Here is an 11,839-nt window from a genome sequence, read left to right as displayed (position 1 = left end):
AGGCGCAGAACGGACCGGGCCTGCACGAAAGGGTGGTGAGACATCAGGAGGAGCGGATGGTGTTGGTGCAGTGGCGATCTCCGGTGTAGAGCGATCTGGGGTGACCGCACCGGCTCGGCTGATGCGGTCAGAGTTGGCCGTACTCGCCGACCAGGCGTCCGGCGACCCGGGTCTGCAGAACAGAGGTCCGCCACGTCTGCTGGCCAGCTTTGAGGTGGACCGGGTTCTGGTCGGTGATGATGAAGTCGGCCAGTTTGCCGGGCTCGAGCGTGCCGAGAACCTGTTCTTGATGAGCGGCCCTGGCGGCATCGAGGGTGTATGCGCGCAGCGCCTCGGCCGGTGTCATCGCCTGCTCTGGGTACCACCCGCCAGCAGGTTGACCGTCGCGACCTGTCCTGGTCACCGCTGTATGCCAGCCGTCGAACGGGCTACGGGAGGCGACCGGGAAATCACTGCCCGCTGCCAGAGCGGTGCCCTGATCGAGAAATCGCCGCCACGCATAGGCACCGCCCAGACGCGCAGCACCGATGCGTTTCTCAGCCATCAGCCGGTCGTCTGCAGCATGGGAAGGCTGCATGGACGCGATCAGGCCCAGTCGCCGTATGCGCGGGAAATCCGGGAGCGCAACCACCTGGGCGTGCTCTATCCGATGCCGCAGACCGGAGCCCGTCGAGGATCCCAGTACTTCCTCGAAAGCGTTGAGCAGCACTTGGTTTGCGCGGTCACCAATGGCATGCGCCGCGACCTGATACCCCGCCTCGACAATCCGCCGGATCCGGGAGGTCAGTTCCTCCTGCGACAACTGAAGCAGGCCCGAGGTACTCGGCTGGTCACTGTAGGGATCCAGCAATGCCGCTCCGTAGGACCCGAGAGCACCATCGAGCACGAGCTTGACAGTCCGCACACGCAACAAATGATTGCCGACCGAGTCAGTGCGAGCCTCGGCGCCGAATCGGCTGAACGCCTCCCAGTGGAGAAACACGTTGTGCCGCAACGTCAGCCGTCCATGGTTGACGGCGTCATAGAGGGCTGCGAGCTGGCCGATGTTGGTGGATGCTTCGCTCACCGAGGTGAGACCGGCCTGATGCAGGATCTTTTGAGCGGCTTGGAGCCCATCGGCGTAGTCACTCTGCGTCGCTGCGGGGATCACCTGCTCGATCAGCTTCTTGGCGGTGTCGACGAATACCCCGGTGGGTCGGCCGTCGGTGTCTCGTTCGATGTGTCCGCCCGGAGGGTCGTCGTGGCCAGGGCCGAGGACACCGGCGGCGAGCAGTGCTGCTCGGTTGGCTAATCCGGCGTGGTTGTCGCGGCGTTTGAGCCATATCGGGCGACCGCCGACCGCCGCATCGATCAGCGCGAGGTCGGCAGCGGTGGGCATCCGGCCCAGACCCCACACCTCCTGATTCCATCCCCAGCCCAGGATCCAGGGCTTTTCTGGGTGCGCCCGCGCCCACGCAGTAATGGCCGCGAGCGCCTCGGGTAGCGAGGTGGTCTCCGACAGATCCACCTGGGTTCCCAGCGCGCCGAGCGCCCAGACGTGACCGTGCGCGTCGTGCATTCCTGGCAAACACACTCGTCCGTGGCCGTCGATGCGTTTCGCACTCCCGGTCGAGGCGGGGTCCAGCGCGGCGACCCGTCCATCCGCGCCGACGAGGAGGGACCCGAATTCTCTGAGCTTTCCGTCGGTGGTGCAGGTGTATCCGTGCACATTGTCCAGTAGCAGCGGCTCGACCGGATCGGGTTGCGGCCGAGACGGTTTCGAGCATGTGCAGATCAGTCCGGCCGCTGCGGTGATGGTCACGGAGGCACCGATCAGGCCGAGAATGTGGCGGCGGCTCAATCGGTTACGCGTCGCCGCGTGGTCATGGTCTAGGCACATGGCTGTTCACCTAATCAGTTCTGGGAGTGAGCCATCCGGCAAACTCCTGGTGGTAGCCGACCGGCAGGTGAGCACTTTCGTTCCCTGGACTTCGAGTCCTGACGAAAGACCGTGCCCCTGCCGGTAGGCCGGGAGAAGTAATCGCTGCTGGGATGTCGTGCCCGCCCGCCCGTGCGGGGGCGTGAGCACTGCTTGATTAGGTCGCTGATAGTTCTCCTGCTGGCTACGCGAAGGTGGTGATCGGTATCGAGAACGGGAGAGCCGTTGAGACTGTTCGTAGGAGATGACTGGGCCGAGGATCACCACGATGTGGAGGTGATGGACTCGACGGGTCGCCGTCTGGCCAAAGCGCGTGTACCCGAGGGTGTGGCGGGGATGGCGAGGCTGCACGCGATCATCGGTGACCTCGTCGGCGACGAGGACACCGACGAGGTCGAAATCCTGGTCGGGATCGAAACCGACCGCGGCCCCTGGGTGGGCGCATTGGTCGCCGCCGGATACACAGTGCTGGCGGTGAATCCGTTGCAGGCGAGCAGGTTTCGTGACCGCCTCGGGGTGTCCGGGGCCAAGAGCGACGCTGGCGACGCGCACGTGCTGGCGGACATGGTCCGCACCCACTCCCACGAACTGCGCCCCGTCGCCGGGGACTCCGCGCGCGCCGAGGCCGTCAAGGTCGTGGCCCGCACGCACAAGACAATGATCTGGGAACGGACCCGCCACACCCAGCGGCTGCGCCACGCCCTGCGCGACTACTTCCCCGCCGCACTGACCGCTTTCGAGGACCTCGACGCCGCCGACACCCTGGAACTGCTGGCGAAAGCACCCACCGCGGCCCAAGCCGCTCGGTTGACGATCGCTCAGATCAGCGCGGTGCTCGAGCGCGCACGCCGCCGCGACGTCGCAGCCAAAGCTGCGATCATCCAGGCCGCGCTGCGGTCCGAGCAGCTCGGCCAACCCGAGGTCGTAACCTCGGCCTACGCCGCGTCGGTGCAGGCACTGCTGGCGGTGCTGGGCGTCCTCAACACCCAGATCAAAACCCTGGAAGGGCAGGTCGATGCCCATTTTGGGCAGCACCCGGCCGCTGAGATCATCTTGTCCCAGCCAGGATTGGGGCCGATCCTCGGTGCCCGGGTGCTCGCAGAGTTCGGCGACGACCCCACCCGCTACGCCAGCGCCAAAGCCCGCAAGAACTACGCGGGAACCTCCCCGATCACCCGCGCGTCGGGAAAGAAGAAAGTCGCGCTGGCCCGGTTCGTGCACAACGACCGGCTCATCGACACCCTTCACGCCCAAGCGTTCAGCGCGCTGCTGCGATCCCCAGGCGCCCGCGCCTACTACGACCGACAAAGAGCCCGCGGCGCCGGCCACAACCCCGCCCTGCGTCAACTCGCCAACCGGCTCGTCGGCATCCTGCACGGCTGCCTCAAAACCAGCACCCTCTACAACGAATCCACAGCCTGGCCACAGCTGGCCGAGACGGCTACAACTTGACATTCAAGCTCCTGGGATGTCTTTCGAGAGGCATTCGCGGTGGGAGGCGCGCATGTTCATCGCCCCTTGCCTCGGGGACTGATTGCTGCATGCGCGAAGACCGAGCCCGCTGCGGGTCCGCTCAGGCGAGGTGGCCGCGTAGGTCGAGCGAGATCGTGAATTGGTAGCGGGGATGGCGAGTGTCGGGGTCAGGGTGGTTGACCGGAGCGCCCACAGTGACGGCGTGACGGATCTGTGGCTCGGCGGGGTCGCGGCGGGCCGCGAGTAGCAGGGCGTGGCACAGCTCGGCAAGGTCGGCGGCTGCGGGTTCGCTGGTGTCCCAGCACTCGGTGATCACCAGACGAGACGACAGCACGAGCCGGTCATCGCCTCCGCCTGCGGCGGTGACTCGGACCAGCCGATCGGGGCGAGGGTTCGGGATCCGGGTCGCGACGATCGCCTTATCCGCGCGGGCGGTGAGCTGACGCGACAGGTAGGCGACGACGAGCGCTTCGATCCCCGGATAAACAACGAGTTCGGTCATCACCCGCGGGCGCGGTTGAGAGCCTTGATCAGGGTGTGGTCGCGGGCGTTGCGGCGGGCCGCTTTGATGGTGGCCGGGAAGATGACCACGCGCCAGCGGCCTTGGGGCCGGCGTGCACCTTGGCGTGATGTCATCGCGAATCCCTCGCCCGCCTCGTTGAGGACGCGGCGGCCGCGTGATTCGAGGTTATCGACCACACCACGGGCTCGGCGAAGGTTGGGGTGGGCGTTGGGATCCCACTGAAACTTCGGTTTGGGCATTTATCCGTCCACCTTCCGTATCGTGATGACGTTGCCGGGTTGCCAGTCGAAGGGGCCGTGGTTGGCCTCGGCGGCGACCCCGATGACCTCGTAACGTCCAGGCGGTCCCGAGGGCAGGTCGATCAGATCCCTTGGGGCAGGACGGAACTGGGGCGGTGTGAACACCTCGACCTCGATGACGACTCGGTCGTGGCCTGCCAGGTCCGGTTCGGTGGAGTGGGCAGGTCCCCACCCGTAGACGCGAATCGGGATACCGGGCTCGTTGGCGGGTGGGGTGTAGATCGGCACGGGGTTGCCGTGAGCGTCGATCCCGCCGTCGCGGTGGCGGTGGTGGCCGATCACGCCGCGCAGTGGAAAGCTCATGCGACCGGGACCACGCGATAGCGGGCGAGCAGGTGCTGTTCGACTTCGGTGAGTGCGACGCCACCGATCGACCCGTCAGCGGCGACGGTGAGTTGCTCGCTGAACGGACCGGCTGTGCGGGCGCGGACAGCGGAGGCGGGAGTGTCTTTGGCGCGCTTGGCGATTCCGAGCACCACGGCGGTCACGACCGGCGGCACCGTCGGCCAGCCGTGGGTGAGTTCGACCCGCATACCGCGCTCACGGCTGGTCCAGGCGTTCTTGCGGCGCAGGTAGCCTGCCTGCGACCATGCGATCCGTGTGAGGTCGACCGGGCGGCCGTTCTCGGTAATCGCGTGCACGTCGAGTAGGTGCAGGGTCGGCACCATCTGCACCGTGGCTCCAGAGCCGTCCACGACGAGGGTTTCGGTGAGGGTGGGGGCGATGTGCCAGCCGCACCAGTCACGCACCAGTGCGTTCGCGATCGCCAATGCCAGTGCTGGGCTGCCATTTTCGTAGTCGGTGAGTGCGTCCGCGCCAGCAAGTGGCGGCAAGGGATCGGCCGCGAGCACCGCAGGTGGTGGGTTCGCGCTCGGGTGCATATCAGTCCCCGACCGTGGTCTCCGGGAGGGGAGACGCGCTTGCCCGGTTCTTCGGTGCCCGGCCCCGCCGAGGTGGCGGATCCTGCGTGTCGGTGTCGGTGTCGGTGTCGGGTCGCGGCGGTACGTCGGGTTCGACGTTGTGGCCGAACCGGGTTCGCAGCAGGACGGCGAGGTGGTCGGCTTCGTCGGTGCGTCCCGCGCGGCGGGCCCGCTGGTATTGCTCGAGGTAGGCGCGACGGTAGTCGGCTTCGACATCGCGACTCACAGCACCACTCTCCTCACGAATCGGGTGGGCGGGACTGCCCCGCTGCCTCGCCGACGTCGATGTCTGCGAGGCAGCGGGACCATGGGGTCAGGCAGGCTCGCCGGTGCCCGGGTCAGCCGGGCCGGGCTTGTCGGGGACGATGGCGTCGAGGTCACCGGCCAGGGTTTCCAGCGCGGTGAAGTTCAGTGCGCCTGTGCCGGTGTCGATCTGGTCCTTCAGCCGCTGGATTTCGGCGAGGATCTCGGTCTTGACCTTGGTCAGCTGGGTTGCCAGGGCGTCGATCTTGTCCTGATTGGCCATGAATTCTCTCCTGATCTCGGTTAACAGATCACCGCCGGTGATCGTGATGTGCCACATGGGCATTCCTCCCTTTCGGTTAAGGGGGTCTGAAGCCCTGGATAGGGCTGAGCGTCGAAACCTGGTGTCCCCGACCGGTGTGCCGCCGGTCGGGGGCCAGGCCCCCGCTCGAGATGTCAGCCGCCGAAGTCGGGCGGGGTGAGCCCGCCGATCTCGACGATCGACTGCGGGTAGCGCGCGGCTGTGAAAGCCAGGTATCCGTAGACCTGCAACCGGGTGGTCAACGTCGCCGAGCGCGGCGAGGGGAAAACCCTTGTGCGGATACCGGACTCGTAGAGACGTAGGTCGGAGGCGCGCATCACGAGGATGACGTCCTCGTTGGTGGCCGTGCCCAGGGTGATGGGCAGGTTCGGGTCGGTGACCACCGGCAGCCCGTGCAGGTTGCCGACGATCTGTTCGGCGGCGACGGCGCCGAGAGTGGCTAGAGCGTTCTGTGGCGAGTTCTGTTGCGGCAGAACCAGTGGCCGCTGAGTGTCGTCGAGCTGTGAGAGCAGCCAACCCCAGCGGCGCGGGTGCATGACGATCACCGTCGGTGGCTGGAAGCGCGAGGTGTGCACCCGTTGGATCGCATCGGCGATCGCCCCGTACACGCTGCGCACCGTGGGCGAGGCGGTGATGGTCGCGATGCCAGCGGTGCGCCGGATCCCCAGCACTTGGCCTGCGGTGCCGCTGCCCGCGATCACCTGGATGTCGAGCTTGGCGGCGTAGTCGGCGATCAGGTCGGAGAAGATGACCTGGTCGAAATTGATCGGCGACTGGTCGAGCAGCTGGACGGCGATGTCTTGCTGACCGGCGACCGTGCGCACTGGCGCGGAGACGTAGGTGTCGGACAGGTCGGTGTCGGCGATCTGGGTGTTGTCGGCGGTCTGGATCTCCGTCGATGTCCCGGTGGCGACCTTGGGGATGTTGATCGAGTCCGTGCCCGGTGGCAGCACATCGGACTCGGCTAGGTTCGCCACCGACCGCCCCGCACGGGCGAGGTCGAGGAACTGGTTCATCAACCACACCGGCGGGACGAAGAATCCGCCGCTGCCGTCGACGCGGTCGAGGTCGCGGTACTCCTGCGAGCGGGTCACGTCCTCGCCGTGGTTGCGCAGTCGCTCCTCGGCGGTGCCGTCGGCGTCCATCCGGAAGCTGAACCGGATCAGGTCCTGCAGGTAGGAGTGCCCGTTGCCTCGGATGTAGGTGGCCGGTTGCGCGGTCACCTGCACCCGGGCTTGAGCGCGGCGCACCGCGATCGCACCTTCGGCGATCGAACGGTTGCGATCGATTTCCTCGGTCAGCTCACCGATGCGTTCGTCGCAGCCGCCGATCTCGGTGTCGGCGGTGCGGATCTGATCGGTGAGGTCGCGGAAGGCGCGGTCTTCGTCCTCGGTGAGGTCTTGGCGGCCTTCGTCGGCGGCGACGGTGAGGATGGTGGTGCGCTGCGCGAGCAGAGCGGTACGGGTTTCGTCGGCTTGCTCACGCAGCGCGATGAGCCTGTTGAGCCGCTCATCCATGATGAGGGTCCTTTGCTGGATGGGATGGGTGAATGGCGGCCAGTGCCAGGCCATTTCCGCCCAGTGCCAGGGCTGGTGAGAGCCCCCGATCCAGTGCCAGGACTCGGGAAACAGGTTGTGCGAGTTGTGGATAAAGCTGTGGGCAGGTGTGAATTACTTCAGGTCGGTGCCGTCGCCGAGCGCGATGAGCTCGGCCACCCGCAGCGTGTGAGATCCGGTGGGGCGCAATGCGCCACGCAACCGGCCCAGCAGTTCGTGTGCTGCTGTGACGCGGTCCGCGCCAACAGATCTTGCTTCGGCGAGGAGGGCGTCATCGACCTCGGCCTCGCCGAGGGCATCGAGCAGTCCGCGCAGCGTCGCCGAGGTGGCGGGGTTGGCGCCGAAGTTCACCACGCTGACATCGCCTTTGTGGAGGCTGATCTCGGTAATGCGGCGCTGGGTCTGCTCGCGGTTCCAGGCGTCGTCCTTGACGCGGAACGCGAAGCTCATCTCGTCCATGTCGCCCCTGGCCATCTTGGTTTCCAGACGCTGAACATCGGGGTCGCGTCGGTCGAGGTCGGCTTCCACAGCCAAGCCCTGCCGGTCGGCCGAGAGCCGCAGCGTCCCGGATTTCGTTCTCGCTAGGGGCATTCCGTCGTGATTGATGAGCAGGTGCAGGTCGGGGCGTTCACGCAGGGTGAGATCGAAGGCGCCGGGGTCGACGGTCTCGGACCATCCGCCGGCGTCGGGTCCGCCGTACATCTCATACGGGGTGTCGAAGATCGAGGCGTAGCCGCGCAGAGTCAACTCTTCGTCGCGGCTGCGAAGCTGCACGTGATGCGCAGCGTAGGAACGGATCTCGCGCGAATCACGCAGCTTCGTCGAGCGGTCCACTCGGGTCCTCCTGGGGTGTCGGCTCATTGGTAGGAGTCGGGTCCGCACCGAGCGGGCCGTAGTTCAAGGGCTGGATGTAGGAGTTGCCGCCCTCGATCGGTGGGAGGTCTTCCAGGGCGCGGATTTCGTTGACCGACATCCATCCGGCGTTGCGGGCGGAGGCGTAGGCGTCGTAGCGGGCGCGCTGGTCACCTCGCAGCAGACCCCCGACGTTGAATTTGCAGAACTGCCCGCGGGGCAGCAGGTCGGAGAGGGCGTCCTCGATGCAGGCCAGCCAGGGCCGCAGGGTGAAGGTTGTGAACCCGATGCCTTGGGCTTCGATCCCCGATCCCCAGCTGGTCGATTTCTGGGTGTCGCCGATCATGTGCGGCGGGATGCCGTAAAGCATGGCGATCTCGGCGCGTTGGAATTCCCTGGTGGCCAGGAACTGTGACTCTTCCGGGGTGATGGAGATCGGGCGCCACTTCACTCCGCCCGACAGCACGGCGGGGTGGCGGCGTCCACCGTGCGAGGAGATCCATTGCTTCTGCAGGTGGGTCACCGCTTCGGCCGAGAGCGGCTGATCGGTCTCCAGCACGCTCGACGGGTTGGCGCTCTGCCCGAACCATCGCGCCCCGAACCGCTCGGCGGCCAGGCCCAGCCCGATACTCTGGCGGGCCTGCTCGATGGGACTGAGCCCGACCAGGCTGCCCGGTAGGACGAAGCGGCGAAGGTGCACTATGTCCGACGCCGGAACAGTTTGCCCGACAACGGAGTAGCTGATCTTGCCACCGGTCGGGATGCCTCGTGAGTCGACGCCGTGGACGATCACCTCGTCGGGGTGCAGGGGTTCGAGCATCGTCGGGAACTGGGCGGGGTCGCGTTCGGTGATATGCAGGTAGGCGTTGCCACGCAGCGCCAGTGAGCACACCACCTGGAACAGCCACTCGAAACGGGTCCAGCGTGGGTCCGGTCGCCGCACCCACAGCGGTGCGGGCGAGATCTCCTCGCGAACCTCGCCGCGTCGGCGGTAGGCATCCACAGGCAGCGAAGCGACCGCATCGGCCAACAGGCGCACGCACGCGTAAACGGTCACGTGCTGCAGCGCAGTTCGCTCCGACACCGCGACCCCGGATTCGGAGATCCCGGACCAGTTCGACGGGATCGACGACAGCTCGGTGAGCGCCCGCGCCTCGCCACCAGGGCTCAGCAGCCGCGACAGCAGGCTCACGATTTGTCCGCCCGCCGATCTGTGAGCGTTGCCGCGACCAGGCAGGCGGTTCCTGCGCCGATGAGCGCGAACGCAGGCCCGAGCAGCCACAGCCCGCCCAATATCGCTGCTGTGCCCGCAATATCGAGTAACAGCACGGTTTTCGCCCTCATACGGTGGTTTCCTCCCAGAGTTCGTCGGGCCAGGTGTGGATCTGCGGGGCCGGGTCGTCCGGGGCCAGCAGCGCCCACAGCGCTGCGATCGCGGCTACCAGTGGTGCGGCGTCACTCGGTGAGCGTTTGCGGTCGATCACCCACGCGTCCCCTGCCGGGCGCACGGCCGCTGTGGTCGCGGCCAGGTCGAGTCCGGGGTGTGGGAGGTGTCGCAGGCGTTTGTTGTCGACGAGGTCGAAGGCTTGGCCGGTCGCGCGTCCGAGGTCCGGTCCGGCCCAGGCCAGGACCGGGAGGTCGGCGGCGGTCAGCGCGTCGAGCAGGCTCGACACCGGTGCGCCGTTGGCTTGCAGTACCACGGCGTCGATGCGGTCGCGGCGTTCGAGCAGCCAGTCGATGACCCAGTCGGTTCCGGCGCGGTCGGCGGTGATCTCCACGTGTGCCAGTCCGTCGGTGCGGAATCCGGCGAGTGCGATATAGGTGCTCGATCGGTTCCAGGACACGTCCACTGCCACCACGCGACGTGAGGTTTCACCGATGCGGGAGGTGGCGTCCAGGCTCGCCGCCCACACACCGTCGCCGAATGGCCCGGCGTTGGCCGATTCCAGCCATCGGCACAACACCTCGACGGAGAACACTGCAGGCGGGTCGGTGCGCAACGCGGCGGCGATGGCACGCTCGGTGATCGTCCATCCCAAGCTCGGGTTGGCCTGTGCCCAGGCGTCGCGGTCACGGCGGTCCGCCGTCGGCGGCGCGGACCACTCGAACAACGCCAGCGAATCATCCTCGTCGGCCTCATCGATCACCTCCTCGCCGATCAACTCCAGCGCGGCGGCGTCAGCGTCTCCGTCGGGCCACCCCAAGGCGTGGTGAGCCAGCGCCCGCAGGTAGCGCAGCACCACCGACAACGAGTCGCCCGCGTTGGAGAACCCCCACACCTGCGCGTGCGGGCGGGCCAGGGTGGTCTTGGTTGAAGCTCCCCAGGCGTCCCAGGATTGGTGCTCGCGCAGCTCGTCCAGCAGTACGAGGTCGCCGGAGAAGCCGCGGGCGCCGCGCCGGGACGCGGCGGCGACGCGGTACTGCTCGCCGGCATGCAGTTTCAGCGCTTTCTTGCCGTTGACCTTGACCACATGCCGGATCCCGGCGGCGAGATCGGGGACGGCTTCGGCGATTTCGACCGCCTCGCCCCATGCCTTCTCCGCGTTCGCGAGGTCTTGGGCGGTGCCGATCACGGTGCGCGAGCCGCGCACGTAGATGTGCCACAGCGCCAGGATCAGCATGCACAGCGTCTTGCCGTTCTGTCTGGCTATGAGCACCAGCACCGTGCGGAACCGGTACAGCCCGTCCTCGCGCAGCTCGAGGGCGTGGATGAACAACCACTTCTGCCACGGCAACAGTGCGATCCCGAGGGTTCGCTCGGCGAAGTCGATGACCGAAAACCCGTGCGTGGTCTGGCGAGTCAGCTCCCGCAGCGGCGGGGTGAAGATCCGTGGTTGCTCACAGCCTTTACGCGGAGTGTCCAAACTCGCGCCGCAGTCTCGTCAACGTCGACTCCACGCCCTGACCGCCATCGTCACCGATCGTGCGGCGACCACCGGGGGTGCCACCGAGTTCGGCGAGGGTGCGCAGCAGATGCGGGCCCAGATATAGGGCTTTCGTCGCGTCCTGGCCGCCTCGGCTGAGTCCGGCCTCGATCTGCACCGCATACCGCAGCGCCAGGTCCACCGCCGCTTGATCGGCGGGAGTCAGCCACCCCATCTCCTCCACCGCAGCCGCAACCGATTCCGGCAACGAGCGAGCCATTAGGGCGACTCCACCGCGTGCAGGCGAGTCGCATGGTTCTGCTTGTTCTCTCGCGCTGCGGCTTTGACCGCCTCCAGATAGTCACCGACACCGGTGCCGTCCCCGGCGGCGGCGCGGTCGGCGAGCACGTCGCCGCGCATCCGCATGACTTCCAGGCCCTGTTCGACCGCTTTCGGGTCGCCCTGGCCGATGCGCTTCCACAGTCCCAGCAGCATCGCGTCCAAGCGCTCCAGGTCTAGTCGGGCGCGGGTTTCGGGGGCTTCCTCACGCGCTCGCAGCGCGGCGGTCACCAGGTCGTAAGCGCGGGCCTCGGTGACCCCGAGTTGCTCGGCGATCTTCGCGTACGCAACGCCTGCTTTGCGAAGCTGCAAGGCTTGCTGTGCCGCAATGGGTTTCGTCGCTGCCATCGGGGTTTCACCTCTTTCCCATGCTCGGAAGACCGGATCAGCGGGATCAAAGAGATAGCCGTAGCCGTGTTGGTGTGGTTCCGAGACTCGAACTCGGCCACCTCGCCACCACTCCCTTGCGGGAGCTTCGGGCTCGGGTCTGCTCATGACACCACCCCACCACCCGTCGGCAGTGGGTCCAT

Annotated in this window: 15 protein-coding genes; 1 reads left to right on the top strand and 14 read right to left on the bottom strand. The window is 67.0% G+C overall.

All coding sequences use genetic code 11. The features are described from left to right. Positions 1 to 127 precede the first annotated feature (127 nt). Positions 128 to 1,879, bottom strand: coding sequence for an amidohydrolase (locus tag NA11_RS27510; RefSeq protein ID WP_141717876.1), 1,752 nt, complete (start codon positions 1,877 to 1,879; stop codon positions 128 to 130). A 264-nt stretch (positions 1,880 to 2,143) separates the two neighbouring features. Here NA11_RS27510 and NA11_RS27505 point away from each other — a divergent pair, with 264 nt between their 5' ends. Further along, entirely contained in the window at positions 2,144 to 3,370 is a 1,227-nt protein-coding gene (locus NA11_RS27505) for an IS110 family RNA-guided transposase (RefSeq protein WP_084655115.1), read from the top strand. Positions 3,371 to 3,491: 121 nt separating this feature from the next. Here NA11_RS27505 and NA11_RS27500 read toward each other — a convergent pair whose 3' ends face one another. From NA11_RS27500 to NA11_RS27445, 13 genes are all read right to left on the bottom strand, one after another. After that, a complete protein-coding gene (locus NA11_RS27500; RefSeq protein WP_069164910.1) occupies positions 3,492 to 3,893 on the bottom strand; it encodes a hypothetical protein in 402 nt (133 codons plus the stop codon). Beyond that, the gene (locus NA11_RS27495) at positions 3,893 to 4,153 is read right to left on the bottom strand and encodes a hypothetical protein (RefSeq protein ID WP_069164909.1); all 261 of its coding nucleotides are present in this window, start codon (positions 4,151 to 4,153) and stop codon (positions 3,893 to 3,895) included. Before NA11_RS27495 ends, NA11_RS27500 begins: the two co-directional genes overlap by 1 nt. After that, a complete protein-coding gene (locus NA11_RS27490) occupies positions 4,154 to 4,516 on the bottom strand; it encodes a hypothetical protein (protein ID WP_069164908.1) in 363 nt (120 codons plus the stop codon). It abuts the gene before it with no gap. After that, a complete protein-coding gene (locus NA11_RS27485) occupies positions 4,513 to 5,094 on the bottom strand; it encodes a hypothetical protein (RefSeq protein WP_069164907.1) in 582 nt (193 codons plus the stop codon). Before NA11_RS27485 ends, NA11_RS27490 begins: the two co-directional genes overlap by 4 nt. Position 5,095: 1 nt before the next feature. After that, positions 5,096 to 5,359, bottom strand: a complete 264-nt coding sequence (locus tag NA11_RS27480; RefSeq protein ID WP_069164906.1) for a hypothetical protein — start codon at positions 5,357 to 5,359, stop codon at positions 5,096 to 5,098. An 87-nt stretch (positions 5,360 to 5,446) separates the two neighbouring features. Continuing rightward, positions 5,447 to 5,716 (bottom strand): hypothetical protein, encoded by a 270-nt coding sequence (locus NA11_RS27475; protein ID WP_069164905.1) that lies wholly within the window; start codon positions 5,714 to 5,716, stop codon positions 5,447 to 5,449. Between the two features lie 116 nt (positions 5,717 to 5,832). After that, the gene (locus NA11_RS27470; protein ID WP_069164921.1) at positions 5,833 to 7,215 is read right to left on the bottom strand and encodes a phage major capsid protein; all 1,383 of its coding nucleotides are present in this window, start codon (positions 7,213 to 7,215) and stop codon (positions 5,833 to 5,835) included. A gap of 153 nt (positions 7,216 to 7,368) precedes the next feature. Continuing rightward, positions 7,369 to 8,088 carry an HK97 family phage prohead protease gene (locus NA11_RS27465; RefSeq protein ID WP_069164904.1) on the bottom strand — a complete coding sequence of 240 codons (720 nt, stop codon included), beginning with the start codon at positions 8,086 to 8,088 and terminating at the stop codon, positions 7,369 to 7,371. Next, positions 8,063 to 9,298 carry a phage portal protein gene (locus NA11_RS27460; RefSeq protein WP_069164903.1) on the bottom strand — a complete coding sequence of 412 codons (1,236 nt, stop codon included), beginning with the start codon at positions 9,296 to 9,298 and terminating at the stop codon, positions 8,063 to 8,065. Before NA11_RS27460 ends, NA11_RS27465 begins: the two co-directional genes overlap by 26 nt. Then, positions 9,295 to 9,450 (bottom strand): hypothetical protein, encoded by a 156-nt coding sequence (locus tag NA11_RS45870; protein ID WP_167837746.1) that lies wholly within the window; start codon positions 9,448 to 9,450, stop codon positions 9,295 to 9,297. The genes NA11_RS27460 and NA11_RS45870 overlap by 4 nt, the downstream gene beginning before the upstream one ends. Continuing rightward, positions 9,447 to 10,970, bottom strand: a complete 1,524-nt coding sequence (locus NA11_RS27455) for a terminase large subunit domain-containing protein (protein ID WP_069164902.1) — start codon at positions 10,968 to 10,970, stop codon at positions 9,447 to 9,449. Before NA11_RS27455 ends, NA11_RS45870 begins: the two co-directional genes overlap by 4 nt. Next, positions 10,954 to 11,250, bottom strand: a complete 297-nt coding sequence (locus NA11_RS27450; protein WP_069164901.1) for a terminase small subunit — start codon at positions 11,248 to 11,250, stop codon at positions 10,954 to 10,956. Before NA11_RS27450 ends, NA11_RS27455 begins: the two co-directional genes overlap by 17 nt. Continuing rightward, positions 11,250 to 11,657: a hypothetical protein gene (locus NA11_RS27445; RefSeq protein WP_069164900.1), complete on the bottom strand. Its 408-nt coding sequence runs from the start codon at positions 11,655 to 11,657 to the stop codon at positions 11,250 to 11,252. The genes NA11_RS27450 and NA11_RS27445 overlap by 1 nt, the downstream gene beginning before the upstream one ends. Between the last annotated feature and the right edge of the window lie 182 nt (positions 11,658 to 11,839).

Source organism: Nocardia altamirensis NBRC 108246 (assembly GCF_001612685.1).
GTDB classification, from domain to species: domain Bacteria; phylum Actinomycetota; class Actinomycetes; order Mycobacteriales; family Mycobacteriaceae; genus Nocardia; species Nocardia altamirensis.
This window is presented reverse-complemented; position numbering and strand designations above follow the sequence as displayed.